The following is a 19,398-nucleotide window of genomic DNA, read 5'->3' as shown; positions in this document are numbered from 1 at the left end:
ATATATTGCCGTATGGGTTTCGAAATGGTAGGATGATAATATCTTAAAAGTTTTGAAATTTGTCACATTATAGTTTATTTTGACGAATGTTCTATAGTACAGCTTAGTATGATCCAAATTGGGAAATTTTATAATGCGAATGAGAACAAGGGGAGAGACTACTTCTAAGTAGCGCCGAAGGAGCAAACAAAAATTTGTGAATCTCTCAGGCAAAAGAACTCTTGTTTGACGCAGCTCTGGAGAGCGCTTCATCATTTGAAGCCACCAAAGGGGACAGCCAAACGGTAAACTTTCAGGTGCCAGGACAGAGACCTTTCTTAAGTAAAGAGGGGGGTCTCTGTCCTTTTTTTATGATTTGAAAAGGGGGAAATGATAGTGGCGCAACTAAAAAGAACACCGCTTTTTGACGTGTATCAACAATATGGTGGGAAAACCATTGACTTTGGAGGATGGGAACTGCCAGTTCAATTTTCAAGCATTAAAGAAGAGCATGAGGCTGTAAGAACGAAGGCAGGATTGTTCGATGTTTCTCATATGGGAGAAATTGAAGTGAAAGGGACAGACAGTTTGGCCTACCTCCAAAAAATGATGACGAATGATGTATCGAAGCTGCAAATAGGTGATGCACAATATACTGCTATGTGCTACGAGAATGGTGGTACGGTCGACGATCTTCTCATCTATAAACTGAATCACGACCATTATCTGCTTGTTGTAAATGCTTCAAATATTGAAAAAGATTTTACATGGTTAAACGATCGTGTTGAAGGGGATGTAACGCTTTTGAATCTTTCTGAACAAATGGGCCAGCTAGCTCTTCAAGGCCCGCTTGCCGAACAGGTTCTTCAGAAGCTAGTTGATACAGCTGACCTTTCGACAATTGGATATTTTAAATTTCAAGAGAAAGTATCCATCGGAGGAAAAGAGGCACTTGTTTCCAGAACAGGGTATACCGGAGAAGATGGCTTTGAGGTGTACTGTAAGAGTGAAGATGCGACTTTCCTATGGGAAACCATTCTTGAGGCAGGTAAAGAAGACGGCGTTCTTCCTTGTGGCTTAGGCGCTCGTGATACCCTTCGCTTCGAAGCTAATTTGGCCCTTTATGGTCAGGAGCTTTCTTCCACGATTTCTCCGTTAGAAGCTGGTATTGGTTTCGCTGTGAAAGTTAATAAGGAAGTAGATTTTATTGGAAAGCAAGCTTTAAAGCAGCAAAAGGAAGCTGGAATCCCTCGTAAACTAATAGGCATTGAAATGATTGACAGAGGCATACCAAGACATGGTTATCCGGTGTATGTGGGTGAACAACTCGTAGGAGAAGTAACAACTGGAACACAATCACCTACGTTGAAAAGAAACATTGGCTTAGCGTTAGTGGATTCAACAGTCGTATCTGCAGAGTCGGAGCTAACCATTGAGATTCGTGGGAAACGCTTGAAGGTGAAAGTGATACCAACACCATTTTATAAAAGGGAAAAGAAATAAGGGAGGAACAAACGTCATGAAGCATCGCTACTTACCAATGACAGAAACCGATAAAAAAGCCATGCTAGAAGAAATCGGAATTTCCGATGTTCAGGAGCTTTTTAACGATATTCCAGAAAGTGTACAGTTTAAGGGAGAATATAATATTAAAAAAGCTAAATCGGAGACAGCCTTATTAAAAGAATTAACTCTTTTGGCTTCTAAAAATGCCGACTTACGCTCACATACTTCCTTTTTAGGAGCTGGTGTGTATGATCATTACATGCCTGTCATTGTGGATCATGTTCTTTCACGTTCAGAATTTTACACAGCCTATACACCTTATCAACCAGAAATTTCACAAGGTGAGTTACAGGCGATCTTTGAATTTCAAACAATGATTTGTGAATTAACAGGTATGGACGTAGCTAACTCTTCGATGTATGACGGTGGTACCGCTTTGGCAGAAGCGGCGATGCTAAGCTCTGGTCATACGAAGCGTAAAAAGGTGCTTCTCTCTAGTACAGTACATCCGGAAACAAAGGATGTAGTCAAGACGTATGCAAAAGGACAATACGTAGAAGTCGTAGAGATTCCATACCAAGATGGTGTTACTGATTTAGAGGCGTTAAAGAGCGAAATGGGTGATGATATTGCAGCCGTTATCGTACAGTATCCAAACTTCTTTGGAAGAATCGAGCCGATGAAAGAACTCGAGGAAATCATTCACGCGAACAAAGCAATGTTTGTCGTATCAAGTAATCCTTTGTCCCTTGGTGCATTAACACCTCCGGGAGCCTTTGTTGCTGATATTGTAGCGGGAGATGCACAGCCGTTTGGAATTCCAACTTCATTTGGTGGACCACATTGCGGTTATTTTGCTGTAACGAATAAATTGGTTCGTAAAATTCCTGGTCGTCTTGTTGGTCAAACAAAAGATGATCAAGGAAGAAGAGGGTTTGTTTTAACGCTTCAAGCAAGAGAACAACATATCCGACGTGACAAGGCAACATCTAATATTTGCTCAAACCAAGCGTTGAATGCTTTAGCTGCTTCGGTAGCTATGACGGCTTTAGGGAAAAAAGGCGTCAAAGAGATGGCTGTGAGCAATATCCAAAGAGCTCACTATGCAAAGAAAGCATTTGAAAATAAAGGATTCACCATTGCCTTTAATGGACCATGTTTTAATGAATTTGTAGTTGTCTTAAATAAGCCTGTGAAAGAAGTAAACCAACAGCTATTAAAGGAAGGAATCATTGGAGGTTACGATCTCGGTCGTGATTATCCAGAGTTAAAGAATCACATGCTCGTGGCAGTGACTGAACTACGTACAAAAGAAGAAATAGATCTGTTTGTTGATAGAATGGGGGATTATCATGCATAAGGAAGACCAAGCGCTCATTTTTGAATTAAGTACCTCTGGCCGAGTAGGGTATAGTCTCCCGGAGATGGATATCCCTGAGGTAAACTTAGATGATTTGATTCCAGCTGAATATTTGCGAGCTGAAGAACCAAATTTACCTGAGGTTTCTGAGCTTGATATCATGCGTCATTACACCGCTCTTTCAAAAAGAAATCATGGAGTGGACTCTGGTTTTTATCCTCTTGGATCTTGTACGATGAAATACAATCCAAAGATCAACGAAAACGTCGCTCGTATCGCTGGCTTTGCTCATATTCACCCACTTCAAGATGAGAGCTCTGTTCAAGGTGCATTGGAGCTTATGTACGATCTTCAGGAGCATCTAATTGAAATTACGGGTATGGATGAAGTTACATTACAGCCTGCTGCAGGAGCACATGGTGAGTGGACGGGACTTATGCTCATTCGTGCCTTCCATGAAGCAAACGGGGACACGAAAAGAACAAAGGTGATTGTACCTGACTCCGCTCATGGAACAAATCCAGCTTCAGCAACCGTCGCAGGTTTTGAAACCATCACTGTAAAATCTGATGAAAATGGATTAGTGGATTTAAATGACCTAAGAAGTGTTGTTGGAGAAGACACTGCTGCCTTGATGCTAACCAATCCAAATACTCTAGGTTTATTTGAAGAAAATATCCTTGAAATGGCGCAGATTGTTCACGAAGCTGGCGGAAAGCTTTATTATGATGGAGCAAACTTAAATGCTGTCCTTTCTAAAGCTAGACCAGGAGATATGGGCTTTGATGTGGTTCATTTAAATCTTCATAAAACATTCACTGGTCCACATGGCGGTGGAGGTCCTGGGTCGGGTCCTGTTGGGGTGAAGAAAGATTTAATAGCATACTTACCAAAGCCAGTCGTTACAAAGAAGGATGGAGAATTTGTGTTAGATTACGATCGTCCACAGTCGATTGGGCGAGTAAAACCGTACTATGGTAACTTTGGGATTAATGTAAGAGCGTATACGTATATTCGTACAATGGGTCCTGATGGATTAAAAGCAGTGACGGAATACGCGGTATTAAATGCGAATTATATGATGAGACGTCTTGAACCATATTTTGATTTACCGTTTGATAGACATTGTAAACATGAGTTCGTACTAAGTGGTAGGAGACAAAAGAAACTTGGTGTTCGTACGCTAGATATCGCGAAGCGCCTGTTGGACTTCGGATATCACCCACCAACTATTTACTTCCCACTAAATGTAGAGGAATGCATCATGATTGAACCAACAGAGACAGAGTCGAAGGAAACTCTAGATGCATTTATCGAAGCAATGATTCAAATTGCAAAGGAAGCAGAAGAGAACCCTGAAATCGTTCAAGAAGCCCCACACACAACTGTGGTTGGAAGATTGGATGAAACGACAGCTGCGAGAAAGCCAATTTTAAGGTATCAAGCATAAAGAGGTATAGGAAACAAGCACGGCAGATGCCGTGCTTGTTTTTTTAGGAAAAACAAAAAGGACTCCGCTCGGGTAGAGCTGGAATCCTTTTGTATTACTTCACTTTAATTTTTCCAGACCATTTTTTGAATCCGCCTTCAAGGTGAGAAAGATCCTTATAGCCTTTACGATAAAGTGTTTGTGCAGCACGGCCACTTCTCATCCCACTTTGGCAATATAGATAAACCGGTTTGTCAGGACGAATCTCTTTCATACGCATTTTAAACTGCGAAAGAGGAATGTTTCTAGCTCCCAAGATATGTCCCGCTTCATACTCGTTCGGTTCACGCACATCAATTAGTTGAGCTTTTCGATAGCCTTCACGGAATTGTTGTTCATTCAGTGTTTTTACAATTTTACGTTGGTATAGCCAAGTAATCACAGAGTAAGCGATAATGGCAACTACTAGTATAAGGATAAAATAAAGAGTATCCATAAAGTTACATGTCTCCTTTCGAACAAGCATCACGCCAAGTTATATTATATCGGTGTTGTGACTTTGGGTAAAGAGGAACAACTTAATTTCCTGAGTACTTGTTACTTTCTTTCACTCGATTCATTTGTTAAGCTAATAGAGCTAGATTTCAACATTAGAAAAAGAGGTTTCATTATGAACAAAGAAATATGGGGTTTCATTGATTCAGGAGAAGGATCTCCTTCTTTTAATATGGCATTGGATGAAGCATTACTTGATTGGCATAGTAAAGGTGAGATTCCGCCAATTATACGTTTTTATGGCTGGAATCCGGCTACTCTTTCTATAGGATATTTCCAAAAGGTTGAGAAGGAAATAGATCTTGAAAAGGTAAAAGAACATCACCTCGGTTTCGTGCGTAGACCAACAGGTGGAAGAGGGGTACTTCATGACCAAGAGTTAACGTATAGTGTTATTGTGACAGAAGAACATCCCGATATGCCTAAAACGGTAACAGAAGCATACCGAGTGATTTCTGAAGGAATATTAAAAGGTTTTCAGTTACTAGGGTTAGATGCTTACTTTGCGGTTCCTAAAACAGCTGAGGAAAGAGATTCTCTAAAAAATCCTCGTTCAGCCGTTTGCTTTGATGCACCCAGCTGGTATGAGCTCGTTGTAGAGGGAAGAAAAGTGGCAGGAAGTGCGCAAACAAGACAAAAAGGTGTTATTTTGCAGCATGGTTCCATCCTACTAGATATAGATGAGGATAAGCTGTTTAGTCTTTTTAAATACCCAAACGAAAGAGTAAAAGAACGAATGCAGAAAGCCTTTAGTAACAAGGCTGTGGCCATTAATGACATTAGTTCAAGAAAAATAGAGGTAGAGGAAGCCAAACGTGCTTTTAAAGAGGGATTCGAGCAAGGGCTAAACATAGAGCTGAAACCATTTGTATTATCTGCAGAGCAGCTAGATTATGTTCATAAACTAGCGCGCGAACGTTATGAAAGTGATGAGTGGAATTTCAAAAGATAAGCGTCGAAATATGTCGCTTTTCTTTTTTTTGTAAAGTTATAGGAAAAAAGCCTATAGTACGTAGGTTTTGTCTCATTATTAGAAAAAGCAAGGAGCGAAATTTGTTAAAATTTATCGCTTTCGCTCGAAAATCTACAAAAATCATCTCTTTTCGCTAGATTCTTAATTTTTTTGAGTTTGACAAATTTGTAGGTGTTTGAACTAAACACAATATATAGTGGTTGTTTTGGAAAAATATATACTATATGTAGACAATATAGTTGATTTCACCATTGGACTGTGGTAATTTAAGAATATTCCTAGCTGCGCTAGATTCTGGATTTCTATTAGTAGTTTTTTACAGAGTAGATTAAAAGAAGCATTTGTATATTTTAAAGGAGTTGTGTGTATGTCTGTTGCGTTTGGAAGAAAAATGAATATTGATGTCGAGAGCTTAAACAAGGACATTAGCTTGTTTCCTCAGGTGCATCCAGTAACCCCGGATATGAAGATTACTCATAAAGGGGTATCAAGACTTGTTATGCTTGACCGTTATACATTTAAAGATACGGAAAAGCTAACATTATCGAACGGAGATTTTGTTGTTCTTACAATTAAAGAAGATCCAAAGTTTCCCGCGAGAGGTCTTGGGTTTATTCTTGAAATTGATTGGGACCAAAAGATGGCTAAAGTGCTTGTTGATGAGGAGTTTAGAGGAGTTCTAGATGACCCTGAAGAAGCTAGTACAGGAGTTATTAATCGTTCACTTGATGTCATTGAAAAGCCATTGGAAGTGTTCTATGAGCAAATTGCGAAACGCAACGCAACAGGCTTGGCTTCAGTAGAGAGAACAGAAGAAAAGAAGACTGAATGGTTCCAGAAGTTTTACCAGGAACTAGTTAACTTAAATTTCATTCCAGCAGGACGAGTTCTTTATGGAGCAGGTGCTGGTACAGAAGTAACATTCTTCAATTGTTATGTAATGCCATTTGTGCAAGATTCTCGTGAAGGAATCTCCGAGCATCGTAAGCAAGTAATGGAAATCATGAGCCGCGGTGGCGGTGTTGGAACGAACGGTTCAACCCTAAGACCAAGAAATACACTTGCTCGTGGAGTAAACGGTAAATCATCTGGTTCGGTTTCATGGTTGGATGATATTGCGAAGTTAACGCATTTGGTAGAGCAAGGTGGGTCAAGACGTGGAGCTCAAATGATAATGTTAGCGGATTGAAAAGATGAAATTGCGGTTCCTTTATGGTAAGATTACATTAGAACAAATGTTCGGTGGTGATGTTCAATGAATCCTACTAGGGAACAACTTTATCAAAAGTATATAACTGAAAACCAAACTGTTTCTAAGATTGCTGTTGACACAGGATTGAAAAGAACAACAATCAGAGGATTGCTTAGGAGATATGGAATTAGGAAGAGGAGTTTAAAGCTTGGGGACGAAATCTATGATGATAAAGAATGGTTATACCACGAGTATATGATTAAAAAGAAAGGGTATTCGGTAATAGCAAATGAGTTAAATGTTAGCTATACTACTATACTCGATCGTTTGTTGTATTTTGGATTTCCAGTTAGAGGGCACAATGAAATTGATAAAGGTGCTGGAAGACGTGGTAGGACTCATTCTGAATTTTCTAAGATAAAAATTAGGAAATCGAGGATAAAAAAGAGATCAACAATCCAATGTACTAATTGTTCCCAAGATTTTGAAAGACAGTTATCTTCTATTGCTAGAAGTAACAAACATTTTTGTTCTTGTAAATGTTATGCCCAATATCAAAAAGAAAATAGAATTCAGACAGAAGATATTACCGATTCTGCTCAATACAAAGAGTGGAGAAAACAGGTCTACATTAGAGATGTGTATCGGTGTAGAATGCCAGGGTGTAATTCTAATTCTAAAGATATTGCAGCACATCATATCTATCCTAAAAAGAAATATCCTGAGAAACAGTTTGAAATAAATAATGGCATAACTCTATGTAGAAGTTGCCATGAAACTACTTATGGTAAAGAAGAGCAATTTGTTGATGCCTTAGTCCGCGTCGTTCAGATGATGAACGACTAGAAAACTGGGTGAATTGCGGGGAACTCCTTAGAGGAAAGCAAGCCACAACGTGACTGGAAACGGTGAGCGTGAGGGCTATAAAAATTGTTTTCATTGGATAATCCGCAGCCAAGCGTCATTGGGCAAAGGTAATGGCGAAGGTTCAACGACTAGAGAGTGAGACCCAACAATAATCTCTCATTAGCGCCCAGCCCCTAAATTTGTTTTAAGGGTGATGATATAGTCTAGTCCGATTGCAAATGCAATGAAATTTCTCGAAAGAGACGGTATGTAACGTGGCATCCTGACATTATTGAATTTATTATCTCAAAAATGCAAAACCCAAGAATTCTTCGTTTCTTACTTGAGACAACAAAAGATGAAACGATTAAAAAATATGCTAAAGAAAAACTAAAGTTTTCTCCTCTTACAGAGAGTGAGCGTTCTATGTACCAAGGAATTGCAAATTACAAAACGATTCCAGGTCAAGGTGGTTTTTCTGAGAAAAATATTGCAGACGCTGAAGAAAAGCTTGCTACTGGAGGGAATTTCTCCGTTCATAACTCAGAATTCTTAACAGGTGCAAATATTTCTATCTGTTTAACAAAAGAGTTTATGGAAGCAGTTGAAAATGATTCTGTGTATGAGCTTCGATTCCCGGATGTGGAAAGCTATAATGCAGAAGAAATGAAAATTTACAACGAAGAGTGGCATAAATTCGGGGACGTACGTGAGTGGGAAAAACAAGGACATAAAGTACGAGTGTACAGAAAGATCCAAGCAAAAGAATTATGGAATCTTATCAATATCTGCGCGACATACTCTGCTGAGCCTGGAATTTTCTTCATCGACAACGCAAACGACATGACAAATGCAAAAGCATATGGTCAACAAGTTGTAGCTACAAATCCATGTGGAGAACAACCGCTAGCACCATATTCCGTGTGTAACCTTGCTGCTGTGAACTTAGCGGAAATGGCAGATAAAGAGACAAAAACAGTTAATTTTGAAAAGTTAAGACAAACGGTCGCTGTCGGCGTTCGTATGCAAGATAACGTGATTGATGCTACACCATACTTCCTTGAAGACAATAAGAACCAAGCATTAGGAGAAAGACGTGTAGGACTTGGGGTAATGGGCTTACATGATCTTCTGATCTATTGCGAAACAGAATACGGTTCTGAAGAAGGAAATGTTCTGATTGATAAAGTGTTTGAAACGATTGCAACGACAGCTTATGAAACATCTGTTGAATTAGCGAAGGAAAAAGGTAGCTTCCCGTTCCTTGTAGGCAATACAGATGTAGAAACAAATCGTCTTCGTCAAGCATTTACGCAAACGGGCTTTATGCAGAAAATGCCTGAGCATGTAAGAGAAGCGATCCTAGAAAATGGTATTCGTAATTCTCACTTGCTAACAGTAGCTCCTACAGGATCAACCGGAACTATGGTAGGTGTATCCACGGGTCTTGAGCCTTACTTCTCGTTCTCATATTTCCGCAGTGGACGTCTTGGGAAGTTTATTGAAGTAAAGGCAGATATTGTACAAGATTATCTTGACCGTCACCCAGAAGCGGATCCTGATCAGTTACCAAGCTGGTTTGTATCAGCGATGGAGCTTTCACCTGAAGCGCATGCTGACGTACAATGTGTCATCCAAAGATGGATTGATAGTTCAATCAGTAAAACGGTAAATGCACCAAAAGGATATAGCGTTGAGCAGGTAGAAAAGGTGTATGAGCGTCTCTACCGTGGAGGAGCAAAGGGTGGTACCGTTTATGTGGATGGATCACGTGATAGCCAGGTACTCACACTAAAAGCAGAAGAAAATACGGTTGATGAATTTGAGACAAATGTAGAAAAAGCACATGTGGTATTAGTTGATACCATTTCGGATTTACGTTCAACAGATGTGACGATCGGTTCTGAAGTTGGAAATACTTGTCCTGTATGTCGTAAAGGAAAAGTAAAAGAAATCGGTGGCTGTAACACATGTACAAACTGTAACGCACAGTTAAAGTGTGGTCTATAATTTGAGTCAAAGAGGATGGAAATAATTGTTCCATCCTCTTTTTTCATTTCTTTCTTTTTTTGTTCATACTACCAGTATAACTAGGTTGATGAAATGAGGGAAAAAAATGAAGCCGTTCGTACCACAGCTTGTATATATAGAACCAGGTGCACTAGAGTATGAGCTCGGTAAAGAATTGAAACAAAAGTTTGAAAATATGGGCCTTGAAATACGAGAAACGACTTCACATAACCAAATTCGTGGAATTCCTGGAGATAATGAGCTTCAGCAATACCGGAATGCAAAGTCGACTTTAGTTGTAGGTGTGAGAAGGACATTAAAGTTTGATACATCTAAGCCGTCAGCTGAATACGCCATTCCTTTAGCAACAGGATGCATGGGGCATTGTCATTACTGTTATTTACAAACCACATTAGGAAGTAAGCCATATATTCGCACATACGTAAATCTCGAGGATATTTTTAATCAAGCGCAAAAATATATGGATGAACGAGCACCTGAGATCACTCGATTCGAAGCCGCTTGTACCTCAGACATTGTAGGTTTAGATCATTTAACACATTCCCTAAAGAAAACGATCGAGTTTATCGGTCAAACAGAATATGGTCAACTTCGCTTTGTAACGAAATATCATCATGTCGACCATCTGCTTGATGCGAAACATAATGGGAAAACCCGTTTCCGTTTTAGTGTAAATTCGCGTTATGTAATAAAAAATTTCGAACCGGGCACATCAACCTTTGATGAACGCCTTGAAGCCGCTAAGAAGGTCGCGAACGCGGGATATCCACTTGGCTTTATCGTTGCACCTATTTACCTTCATGACGACTGGAAGGAAGGGTATCGTGAGTTATTTGAACGTCTGAGTCAGTCGTTACAAGGCATTGAGTTACCTGACTTAACCTTTGAATTAATTCAGCATCGTTTTACAAAGCCAGCCAAAAAGGTAATTGAAAAGCGCTATCCGAAAACAAAGCTCGAGATGGATGAAGAAAAAAGAAAATACAAATGGGGACGTTACGGAATAGGAAAGTACGTATATCAAACCGATGAAGCTGCCGATATGGAGCAAACGATCCGTGGGTATGTAAAAGAGTATTTTCCTAACGCAGAGGTCAGTTACTTTACGTAAAAGCCATTTTGATAAAAAATAAAATAATTTAGATTGTCCGCCGTACTATTTAATGAAGGTCCTGCTTAAAGATGTATCATATACGTGCATCTAAGGAGTGACTTCCATGTATATTGACGGCGTTTTTTCTGGGGGAGGCATTAAGGGAATAGCCTTAGTTGGTGCCTATGAAGCAATAGAGAATAGAGGATTCCGATTTAAACGAGTGGCAGGAACGAGTGCAGGTTCCATTATTGCGTCGTTAATTGCTGCAGGTTATACGAGCAAAGAGGTATATGAGCTTATAAATGAATTGGATTTAAAAACGTTTTTAGATACTCGTCCGTCGTATTTACCCTTTCGTGTGGCTAAATGGATTTTACTTTATTGGAGGCTTGGTATATATAAGGGCCAGAAACTTGAAGAGTGGCTTGCTGAAAAGCTTGCGCAACAAGGTGTTCGAACATTTGCCGACCTAGAGCCTCAAGCTTTAAGAGTTGTCGCTTCTGATTTATCAAATGGGAGATTAATTATCCTCCCAGATGATTTACCGTCCTATGGAATTAATCCGAATTCATTTTCAGTTGCAAAGGCGATTCGTATGAGCTGCAGCTTACCGTATTTCTTTGAACCCGTTAAGATAAAGCATGGACATACGACAAGCACCGTTGTTGATGGTGGAGTACTAAGTAATTTCCCTATGTGGCTATTTGATGGTGAGAATGTAAAGAAGGTCAGACCAGTATTAGGAATTAAACTGTCTCATAGTATTCAGGATCGACCGATTAAACCAATCACTAATGCAATTAAACTATACGAGGCGCTGTTTGAGACTATGAAGGATGCTCATGACTCAAGATATATCTCGAGGAAGCATGAAAAAAATATCATCTTTATCCCAACGGAAGGGGTATTAACAACGGAGTTTGAATTGACCGAGGAAAAAAAGCAAATCCTTTTCGATTTTGGGAAGGAAAGAGCATCCCAATTCTTTTCAAAATGGAGTTACTAAAAGGCTGTTTTCGTAAAGATTGTTGTTAAAATCTTAAAGCCGATTTTAACGTAGAAATAGCTATCTTGCGCTTAAGAATTTAGTTTGCATGCTCTTTTCTTATTAAATTCAACCCATTTTCTCCTAGATACTTAGCACAACCATTAAAATTTTGTTCCAATAACCTTCAAAGTTTAAGAAAAGAGCTTACTAAAAAGAAAAACCGAGCCTCTTAAAACGATGCTCGGTTTTTCTTTTTACCTTTTCGACCTTCAATGACCGTTAAATGTGTGGCTGATTTAGATTTATTCGCATGCTTTTTTAAAGAAGTGATAGAGCCACTTTTGGCTGAAGGTTTCCGACCTTCCCTTTGTATATACTTCTTTTTTGAACGCTTAGCAGCTTTGCGGAACGCATGCTGTTCTTTTTTGTCGGGACTTCCCTTATAAAAATGTCGAACCAAAAAGTACAGAATGACTCCGACAATTGCAAACACAAAAATACTTTTAAAAAATTCACTAGGATTGACCATGAGCCTAGATACTACTCCGATAGCAGCTAAAGTAACTAAACAAACGATGAATATAAGCGAAGTTCGATTTTTCATGAAAGCCACCTCCCTAAAAGCATGATTAGCATTTTTTTCCGCTTTTAAACTAGCTGCTCTGACAATTACACAATTTCCACCCATTGTTGGTTAAGATGGTGTGAATATTAGGCTTGCACATTTTAAATGGTGAGGTTGTTTTTGTTTCAAACGTTTTATTGGTATTAATTAATTTATGCTACATTCCACGATATTGGAACACCGTTTTTACATTTGTTTAATAAAATCTTATATTATATTTATTCTACTAGAAAAAGAAAAAAACCTCTATCATGTAGACTAAAATTGACAGAAATCAAATTATTTTTATTTATAAGTAAGGAAAGAAATGCTGTGGGACATAATACAAATGGAGGTGGTTTTAATGGCAGAAAAGAAGGAGAAATATGAGCAAGAACAGCATGAAAAACCATTATCATTTATGGCTATGGTCATTATCACAGGGTTTGTAGGAGGAATGCTGTGGAGTGGACTTGCATTTATTGCATGGTATTTTAACTTCACAGAGATTCATCCTAGGGTTATCCTAGAACCATGGGCGATCGGCGCATGGAAGAAACAATGGCTAGGTACATTGATTTCAATTGTTCTTCTCGGAGTTATCTCAATCGGGGTTGCCATTATGTATTACATATTACTCAGACGTTTTAGGAGTATATTTATTAGCATAGGCTTTGGACTTGCGTTATTGGCATTAGTATTGTTCGTGCTTAACCCAATCTTTCCTGGAATTCCTCCATTTAGAAAGATGGAGTTAAATACATTAATTACTACAGCTTGTTTTTATGTTTTATATGGAACGTTTATCGGCTATTCGATTTCCTATGAGGAACACGAAATGAAGAAAATAAAAAAAGCAAACCATGAGCCTCAGTTCTCTCCAGACTAGTGTAACGAAAAAAGGATGTGTTAGAATGTTCTTATTGAGCATTCTTTTTTCGTTTAAAAGAATAAGAATACGAAAGGGAGAGAATGATGGGAAAATTAAATAAATTAAGAGCCGAGTTAGAAAAGCTAAATGTGGATGGCATTCTTATAACAAGTAGTTTTAATCGTCGCTATATGTCTAACTTCACTGGGTCAGCAGGTGTTGTTCTAATTAGTAAAGATCGTGCACAATTTATTACTGATTTTCGTTATGTCGAGCAAGCAGAAAAGCAATGTGTAGGCTTTGAAATAGTAAAGCATAACGGCACCATACCTGAGGAAGTAGCAGCACAAGTTAAAGCGTTGGGGATCACAAGACTAGGCTTTGAACAAGAACATGTTACATACTCTTCTTATCAATCCTATAAAGAAGCCGTCCAATCAGAACTAGTACCATTATCAGGCGTTATTGAAAAGTTGCGCTTGATAAAGACTGACGCAGAGATTAAGATATTAAAGGAAGCAGCAAAGATTGCAGATGCTGCGTTTACACATATTCTAGGCTTTATTCGTCCTGGCGTAACAGAGTTAGAGGTTTCGAATGAGCTTGAGTTCTTTATGAGAAAAAGAGGTGCAACTTCATCATCTTTTGATATAATTGTTGCTTCAGGAATTCGATCTGCACTACCTCATGGAGTGGCTAGTGAAAAAGTGATTGAAGCAGGTGATTTTGTAACACTTGACTTTGGGGCATATTATAAAGGCTATGTATCCGACATTACAAGAACCGTATCAGTTGGAGAACCTGATGCTAAGCTAAAGGAAATTTACAATATTGTTTTACAAGCGCAATTACTCGGGATGGAAGGAATCAAACCAGGAATGACGGGAAAAGAAGCCGACGCATTAACAAGAAATCATATTTCTTCGCATGGGTATGGTGAGTATTTTGGTCATTCAACGGGACATGGTATTGGTCTAGAGGTGCATGAAGGACCTGCACTATCAGTAAGATCAAATCTTGTTCTTGAAGAAGGAATGATTGTAACTGTTGAACCTGGTATATATATTCCAGGGCTTGGCGGTGTTCGTATTGAAGATGATACGATTATTACGAAGGATGGAAATGAATCCCTCACATACTCTACAAAAGAACTTATTATTCTTTAATGCATCTTATTAGGAGGATTTATTAATGATTTCAGTAAACGATTTTCGTACAGGTTTAACAATTGAAGTAGATGGCGGCTTATGGCGTGTAATGGATTTCCAACACGTTAAGCCTGGTAAAGGTGCGGCTTTTGTTCGTTCAAAGCTTCGTAACCTGCGTACAGGAGCCGTTCAAGAGAAGACATTTCGTGCGGGTGAGAAGGTAGCGAAAGCGCAAATCGACAACCGTAAAATGCAATATTTATACGCAAACGGAGAGCAACATGTATTCATGGACGTGGAGTCATATGATCAAATCGAGCTTCCTGCAACAGCAATTGATTATGAACTAAAGTTTTTGAAAGAAAACATGGAAGTTCATATCATGATGTATCAAGGTGAAACACTAGGAGTGGAACTTCCTAATACGGTTGAGCTTGAAGTTGTTGAAACAGAGCCAGGAATCAAAGGTGACACAGCATCTGGTGGAACAAAACCTGCTATTTTAGAAACAGGTCTATCTGTTCAAGTACCTTTCTTTATTAACCAAGGTGATCGTCTAATCATTAACACAACAGAATCGTCATACGTTTCAAGAGCTTAATATTGCACGAGCAAACAAGAATGAAAAAGACACTCGATTGAGTGTCTTTTTTTTGTTACGAAGTAAATTGGAAGACAGCCGTAATGGTTGCCTTTACTTGTAGTAAACCAGGTTCTATCGTTGTACTTACCCCTTTTACCATCGGCATCGTAGAATAAAGTGGCTCAGGAATATTTACAGCACTGCCTCCTTCAATAATGAGGATAGGAGGATGATTGAGTTGAACACGTAGAGATTGAGCAATCGCTGCAGCCTTCTGTGTCGCATCATGAACGGCAAGAGTGAGTGCTTGTTGTTCCTGATTTAATACATTCTTTGCTGAAAAGTTAATCGCAAGTATACTGTTTGCTCCACTTTCTATCGCTTTATCAACGACCATGCCAATTTGATCCATATTGGATAATGTAACGGTTAAACGATGCTCAACTTTGTAATTTCGAAACGTTTGCACGCCATCAACAAAGTCGTATTGAGGAAAAATAGAATAGTCAGATGTTCTAATTTTTTCTCTCGGTATTTGTAGTGACAGCAAAGCATCCACAACAGCAGCACTTACTTGTGCATTTTCTCGTTGTGCGGGTACGAGTTCCTTGTTCTCTGTGATGATTCCAATAATAACATCGGCTTGGTCTGGTTGAATATCAACCGTTCCTTCCCCTATCACCCTAATTTCATTACTACTTGTTGCTCTAGAAGGATAATGGTTCCATGCTCTCGTGTAATTCTGATACATATCAACTCCCCCTTTTTCAATACTTCTCCTTTGTAAAATGTATGCAGTATAAGGAATAAGATTCTACTGTCAATTATAGAATTCAGGAGTCATAAAGTGGCCAAGCAGGCATACAAATGAATTAATGAGAAAGGTTCTGATGACAGGAGGAAAGGTTATGGAAGATGTTATGGGTATGTTACCTAAAGCGATTGCCAATCAAATGAATCAACTGTCTCCCTTTCAATTAAATGATATGGAAGAAATTCGAATTAGAATTGGTCGCCCATTGGAGATCACCTGTGGGGGAAAACCAATCTTCCTACCTTATACGGTAAAAGCAGAAGATGCAATACAACTGTTGAATAAGATCAGTCATTTTTCTATCTATACATTAGAGGAAGAATTAAAAAGAGGATATGTTACGGTGGCAGGTGGTCACCGGGTTGGCCTTGCCGGGAAAGTTATTTTGGAGGCGGGAAAGGTGAAAGCAATTACAGATGTATCCTCTTTTAACTTTCGAATAGCAAGAGAGAAAATCGGGATTTGTCATAGTCTTCTCCCATTTCTATATGAAGGAGATTGGTTGCATACCATGATTATTGGTCCACCACAGACAGGAAAGACCACGTTAATAAGAGATTTGGCTAGGGTGATATCAACAGGTACAAATACGATTCCAGCAGCCAAGGTAGGAATTGTCGATGAGCGATCTGAAATTGCTGGAAGTATAAATGGTATTCCACAGTTAACATTTGGACCTAGAGTAGATGTATTAGATTCTTGTCCAAAAGCTGAAGGGATGATGATGATGATTCGCTCCATGAGTCCTGATGTGTTAGTTGTAGATGAAATTGGCAGGGAAGAGGACGGCGAGGCTATTTTAGAAGCAGTTCATGCAGGGATCTCACTTGTAACAACGACACATGGTCATTCGTACGCAGATATTGTAAAAAGACCCACATTGACACCCATCATCAAGAGTGAAATTTTTCAGAGATTCATTGAATTAAGCCGAAAAGAAGGGCCGGGAACGATACTTTCTGTGAAGGATCAACATGGTAGAGAAATGGTCAGAAAAGTGAGTGTGACATAAATGTTAAAGATAATCGGAGCTGTTTTTATTATTGTTGCTACTACTTGGACGGGCTTTGAAGCCTCTAGGCACTTAACGGAAAGACCTCGCCAACTAAGACAGCTAAAATCAGCCTTACAATCACTTGAGGCTGAAATCATGTATGGTCATACCCCTCTTCATGAAGCAGCTAGAAGATTAGCATCGCAGCTTTCCAAGCCCATTTCTTGGTTTTTTGAATCCTTTTCGAAGAAACTAACCAATTCTGAAACAACGGTAAAGGATGCGTGGGAGGAAAGTCTTCAAGAGGTTTGGAAGCTTACAGCGTTAAAGCAAGGAGAATATGAGATTATGAAGCAATTTGGTGAGACGCTTGGAAGGCATGATCGTTTCTCTCAACAAAAACAAATTCGGTTAGCCTTAACCCATCTAGAGCGTGAAGAAGCGGATGCATATGACAAACAATTGAGATATGAAAAGATGATGAAAAGCTTAGGATTTCTATCAGGGTTACTACTAGTTATTCTACTGATGTAAAAAATCGAATGTGGTCTTAGGAGGAAAAGCAAATGGGCTTAGAAGTGGATATTATTTTTAAAATAGCTGGAGTAGGTATTGTAGTTGCGTTTTTACACACGATCCTCGATCAAGTCGGAAAAAAAGAGTACGCTCAGTGGGTAACTTTATTTGGCTTTATTTATATATTGTTTATGGTCGCTTCTATTGTGGATGAGTTATTTCAAAAAATCAAATCAGTGTTCCTATTCCAAGGATAAAGGAGGGTTTGACGATTGAAATTTTACAAATAGTTGGGTTTGCGCTTATTGCTACCTTTTTAGCTCTTGTAGTTAAAGAGCAAAAACCAAATTTCGCCTTTTTGCTAATCGTATTTGTTGGATGTTCCATCTTTCTCTTTTTAATCGATCAAATCTACGCGATTATCCATATGCTTGAAAAGATAGCGATAAATGCAAACGTAAATATTATTTACGTAGAAACCATCCTGAAAATTATCGGAATCGCTTATATTGCGGAGTTTGCATCTCAAATTACAAAGGATGCGGGACAAGCAGCAATTGCCTCGAAGATTGAGATGGCTGGGAAAATATTAATACTTGCTATGGCGATCCCCATTTTGACGGTATTGATAGAAACCATCATTGCATTAATCCCAAATTAATTGAACCACTGAACCGATAAAAGAAGGTGAAAAAGTTGAAGCAATTGATCTTCAAAACATTCTCTCTCATATTTCTCATTCTATTTGTGTCTGTCCCAATAAGTAAAGCGGAGACAAATGAAGAAACTCAATCTTCTTCACAGTCCGTCATAAATCCTGAACAAATGATGGAAGAACAGCTTGAAGCTTTAGATATGGATGAAATGAAGGTTTTTTGGGAAAAGATTACAACGGAATACGGAGGATTCCTTCCGGAAAGTCAGAAGGGAAGCCTTTACGATTTTATCAAGGGGGACAAGCAATTTTCCTTAAAAGAGTGGACAAATGGAATAATTAAATTCATTTTTCACGAATTTGTTGTTAATGGAAAGCTTCTTGGTACCCTAATATTGCTAACCGTGTTCTCCATGTTTTTGCAAACACTGCAAAACTCATTCGAAAAGAGCACAGTTAGTAAAGTAGCGTATGCAATTGTATTTATGGTGTTGATTATTATCGCACTAAACAGTTTTCATGTAGCCATCCAGTATACAAATGATACGATAACAACGATGATTTCCTTCATCTTGGCGCTCATTCCACTTCTTCTTGCATTAATCGCCTCGTCGGGGGGGCTCGTATCTGCTGCCTTTTTCCATCCAGTAATTTTATTCCTCATGAATAGCAGTGGAATGTTCATTCAATATGTTGTTTTACCACTTTTGTTTTTAGGAGCAGTATTAAGCATTGTAAGTATTTTATCAGAGCATCACAAAGTAACTCAATTAGGAAATCTGTTAAGAAATTGGAGCATTGGATTACTCGGAATCTTCCTCACGGTTTTCCTTGGTGTTCTTAGTGTTCAAGGAGCTTCAGCAGCTGTGACAGATGGAATTACGATTCGAACAGCAAAATTCATTACCGGTAATTTTATCCCTGTTATTGGACGAATGTTTACAGATGCCACTGATACAGTGATTAGTGCTTCGCTTTTACTGAAAAATACCGTTGGAATTGCAGGGGTAGCAATCTTGTTACTTATTGTTGCTTTTCCGGCGATTAAGATATTAATGATTGCCTTTATTTATAAATTTGCTGCTGCTGTCTTACAGCCTCTAGGTGGAGGACCGGTTATCGCTTGTTTAGAAATTATTAGTAAAAGCATTGTTTTCGTTTTTGCTGCTTTAGCTATCGTATCTATGATGTTTTTTCTAAGTTTAACTGTTGTCATAGCAGCAGGAAACCTTACGATGATGGTTCGTTAGGAGGGGTG

General features: G+C 38.8%; 18 protein-coding genes, 2 pseudogenes and 1 riboswitch. Of the genes and pseudogenes, 17 read left to right on the top strand and 3 right to left on the bottom strand.

Annotation, left to right across the window (positions count from 1 at the left end):
- Positions 1–139: 139 nt before the first annotated feature.
- Positions 140–231, top strand: a riboswitch (glycine riboswitch).
- Between the two features lie 138 nt (positions 232–369).
- From gcvT to gcvPB, 3 genes are read left to right on the top strand one after another with little or no spacing between them, the layout of a single operon-like run.
- The gene (gene gcvT, locus MKX65_RS16455) at positions 370–1,482 is read left to right on the top strand and encodes a glycine cleavage system aminomethyltransferase GcvT (RefSeq protein WP_160546575.1); all 1,113 of its coding nucleotides are present in this window, start codon (positions 370–372) and stop codon (positions 1,480–1,482) included.
- A 16-nt stretch (positions 1,483–1,498) separates the two neighbouring features.
- Positions 1,499–2,845, top strand: a complete 1,347-nt coding sequence (gene gcvPA / locus MKX65_RS16450; RefSeq protein ID WP_340904606.1) for an aminomethyl-transferring glycine dehydrogenase subunit GcvPA — start codon at positions 1,499–1,501, stop codon at positions 2,843–2,845.
- Complete coding sequence (gcvPB, locus tag MKX65_RS16445) at positions 2,838–4,295, top strand: aminomethyl-transferring glycine dehydrogenase subunit GcvPB (protein ID WP_160546573.1); 1,458 nt, start codon at positions 2,838–2,840, stop codon at positions 4,293–4,295. The genes gcvPA and gcvPB overlap by 8 nt, the downstream gene beginning before the upstream one ends.
- Positions 4,296–4,389: 94 nt before the next feature.
- On the opposite strand, the gene MKX65_RS16440 is transcribed toward gcvPB, so the two are convergent.
- Positions 4,390–4,770, bottom strand: coding sequence for a rhodanese-like domain-containing protein (locus tag MKX65_RS16440; RefSeq protein ID WP_119709106.1), 381 nt, complete (start codon positions 4,768–4,770; stop codon positions 4,390–4,392).
- Between the two features lie 174 nt (positions 4,771–4,944).
- On the opposite strand from MKX65_RS16440, the gene MKX65_RS16435 reads away from it, so the two are divergent.
- The 6 genes and pseudogenes from MKX65_RS16435 (at position 4,945) to MKX65_RS16410 (ending at position 11,973) form a co-directional block, all read left to right on the top strand.
- Positions 4,945–5,781 (top strand): lipoate--protein ligase family protein, encoded by an 837-nt coding sequence (locus MKX65_RS16435; protein WP_160546572.1) that lies wholly within the window; start codon positions 4,945–4,947, stop codon positions 5,779–5,781.
- 388 nt (positions 5,782–6,169) lie between these two features.
- Positions 6,170–6,988: pseudogene (locus MKX65_RS16430) on the top strand (ribonucleotide reductase N-terminal alpha domain-containing protein); the annotation flags it as partial.
- A 69-nt stretch (positions 6,989–7,057) separates the two neighbouring features.
- Entirely contained in the window at positions 7,058–7,840 is a 783-nt protein-coding gene (locus MKX65_RS16425; RefSeq protein WP_160546571.1) for an HNH endonuclease, read from the top strand.
- A 276-nt stretch (positions 7,841–8,116) separates the two neighbouring features.
- Positions 8,117–9,850, top strand: a pseudogene (locus MKX65_RS16420) (vitamin B12-dependent ribonucleotide reductase); the annotation flags it as partial.
- A gap of 106 nt (positions 9,851–9,956) precedes the next feature.
- Positions 9,957–10,982 (top strand): spore photoproduct lyase, encoded by a 1,026-nt coding sequence (splB, locus tag MKX65_RS16415; RefSeq protein WP_340904601.1) that lies wholly within the window; start codon positions 9,957–9,959, stop codon positions 10,980–10,982.
- 106 nt (positions 10,983–11,088) lie between these two features.
- The gene (locus tag MKX65_RS16410) at positions 11,089–11,973 is read left to right on the top strand and encodes a patatin-like phospholipase family protein (protein WP_340904599.1); all 885 of its coding nucleotides are present in this window, start codon (positions 11,089–11,091) and stop codon (positions 11,971–11,973) included.
- 211 nt (positions 11,974–12,184) lie between these two features.
- Here MKX65_RS16410 and MKX65_RS16405 read toward each other — a convergent pair whose 3' ends face one another.
- Positions 12,185–12,559 carry an SA1362 family protein gene (locus tag MKX65_RS16405; RefSeq protein ID WP_160546567.1) on the bottom strand — a complete coding sequence of 125 codons (375 nt, stop codon included), beginning with the start codon at positions 12,557–12,559 and terminating at the stop codon, positions 12,185–12,187.
- A gap of 364 nt (positions 12,560–12,923) precedes the next feature.
- Here MKX65_RS16405 and MKX65_RS16400 point away from each other — a divergent pair, with 364 nt between their 5' ends.
- From MKX65_RS16400 to efp, 3 genes are all read left to right on the top strand, one after another.
- On the top strand, positions 12,924–13,448 hold the full coding sequence (locus tag MKX65_RS16400) for a YqhR family membrane protein (protein ID WP_160546566.1): 525 nt from the start codon (positions 12,924–12,926) through the stop codon (positions 13,446–13,448).
- Positions 13,449–13,534: 86 nt separating this feature from the next.
- Positions 13,535–14,596 carry a M24 family metallopeptidase gene (locus MKX65_RS16395; RefSeq protein ID WP_160546607.1) on the top strand — a complete coding sequence of 354 codons (1,062 nt, stop codon included), beginning with the start codon at positions 13,535–13,537 and terminating at the stop codon, positions 14,594–14,596.
- A gap of 25 nt (positions 14,597–14,621) precedes the next feature.
- Positions 14,622–15,179, top strand: coding sequence for an elongation factor P (efp, locus tag MKX65_RS16390; RefSeq protein ID WP_160546565.1), 558 nt, complete (start codon positions 14,622–14,624; stop codon positions 15,177–15,179).
- Between the two features lie 55 nt (positions 15,180–15,234).
- Here efp and MKX65_RS16385 read toward each other — a convergent pair whose 3' ends face one another.
- Positions 15,235–15,912: an SIMPL domain-containing protein gene (locus tag MKX65_RS16385; RefSeq protein WP_160546564.1), complete on the bottom strand. Its 678-nt coding sequence runs from the start codon at positions 15,910–15,912 to the stop codon at positions 15,235–15,237.
- A 157-nt stretch (positions 15,913–16,069) separates the two neighbouring features.
- On the opposite strand from MKX65_RS16385, the gene spoIIIAA reads away from it, so the two are divergent.
- From spoIIIAA to spoIIIAE, 5 genes are read left to right on the top strand one after another with little or no spacing between them, the layout of a single operon-like run.
- Positions 16,070–16,987, top strand: a complete 918-nt coding sequence (gene spoIIIAA, locus MKX65_RS16380; RefSeq protein WP_340904593.1) for a stage III sporulation protein AA — start codon at positions 16,070–16,072, stop codon at positions 16,985–16,987.
- Positions 16,988–17,503 (top strand): stage III sporulation protein SpoIIIAB, encoded by a 516-nt coding sequence (gene spoIIIAB / locus MKX65_RS16375; RefSeq protein WP_160546562.1) that lies wholly within the window; start codon positions 16,988–16,990, stop codon positions 17,501–17,503.
- A 32-nt stretch (positions 17,504–17,535) separates the two neighbouring features.
- Entirely contained in the window at positions 17,536–17,742 is a 207-nt protein-coding gene (spoIIIAC, locus tag MKX65_RS16370) for a stage III sporulation protein AC (protein ID WP_077213937.1), read from the top strand.
- A gap of 8 nt (positions 17,743–17,750) precedes the next feature.
- Positions 17,751–18,146 carry a stage III sporulation protein AD gene (spoIIIAD, locus tag MKX65_RS16365; RefSeq protein WP_066047148.1) on the top strand — a complete coding sequence of 132 codons (396 nt, stop codon included), beginning with the start codon at positions 17,751–17,753 and terminating at the stop codon, positions 18,144–18,146.
- 26 nt (positions 18,147–18,172) lie between these two features.
- Positions 18,173–19,390 carry a stage III sporulation protein AE gene (gene spoIIIAE / locus MKX65_RS16360; RefSeq protein ID WP_445677922.1) on the top strand — a complete coding sequence of 406 codons (1,218 nt, stop codon included), beginning with the start codon at positions 18,173–18,175 and terminating at the stop codon, positions 19,388–19,390.
- The last annotated feature ends 8 nt before the right edge of the window (positions 19,391–19,398 follow it).

It is taken from the genome of Robertmurraya sp. FSL R5-0851, from assembly GCF_038002965.1.
GTDB lineage: Bacteria > Bacillota > Bacilli > Bacillales > Cytobacillaceae > Robertmurraya_A > Robertmurraya_A beringensis.
The sequence above is the reverse complement of the archived record's forward strand: the minus strand, read 5'-3'. Positions and strand labels throughout refer to the sequence as shown.

Coding starts and splice junctions, on each gene's coding strand:
- gcvT (WP_160546575.1), top strand. CDS start 370: ATGATAGTGGCGCAACTAAAAAGAACACCGCTTTTTGACGTGTATCAA.
- gcvPA (WP_340904606.1), top strand. CDS start 1,499: ATGAAGCATCGCTACTTACCAATGACAGAAACCGATAAAAAAGCCATG.
- gcvPB (WP_160546573.1), top strand. CDS start 2,838: ATGCATAAGGAAGACCAAGCGCTCATTTTTGAATTAAGTACCTCTGGC.
- MKX65_RS16440 (WP_119709106.1), bottom strand. CDS start 4,770: ATGGATACTCTTTATTTTATCCTTATACTAGTAGTTGCCATTATCGCT.
- MKX65_RS16435 (WP_160546572.1), top strand. CDS start 4,945: ATGAACAAAGAAATATGGGGTTTCATTGATTCAGGAGAAGGATCTCCT.
- MKX65_RS16425 (WP_160546571.1), top strand. CDS start 7,058: ATGAATCCTACTAGGGAACAACTTTATCAAAAGTATATAACTGAAAAC.
- splB (WP_340904601.1), top strand. CDS start 9,957: ATGAAGCCGTTCGTACCACAGCTTGTATATATAGAACCAGGTGCACTA.
- MKX65_RS16410 (WP_340904599.1), top strand. CDS start 11,089: ATGTATATTGACGGCGTTTTTTCTGGGGGAGGCATTAAGGGAATAGCC.
- MKX65_RS16405 (WP_160546567.1), bottom strand. CDS start 12,559: ATGAAAAATCGAACTTCGCTTATATTCATCGTTTGTTTAGTTACTTTA.
- MKX65_RS16400 (WP_160546566.1), top strand. CDS start 12,924: ATGGCAGAAAAGAAGGAGAAATATGAGCAAGAACAGCATGAAAAACCA.
- MKX65_RS16395 (WP_160546607.1), top strand. CDS start 13,535: ATGGGAAAATTAAATAAATTAAGAGCCGAGTTAGAAAAGCTAAATGTG.
- efp (WP_160546565.1), top strand. CDS start 14,622: ATGATTTCAGTAAACGATTTTCGTACAGGTTTAACAATTGAAGTAGAT.
- MKX65_RS16385 (WP_160546564.1), bottom strand. CDS start 15,912: ATGTATCAGAATTACACGAGAGCATGGAACCATTATCCTTCTAGAGCA.
- spoIIIAA (WP_340904593.1), top strand. CDS start 16,070: ATGGAAGATGTTATGGGTATGTTACCTAAAGCGATTGCCAATCAAATG.
- spoIIIAB (WP_160546562.1), top strand. CDS start 16,988: ATGTTAAAGATAATCGGAGCTGTTTTTATTATTGTTGCTACTACTTGG.
- spoIIIAC (WP_077213937.1), top strand. CDS start 17,536: ATGGGCTTAGAAGTGGATATTATTTTTAAAATAGCTGGAGTAGGTATT.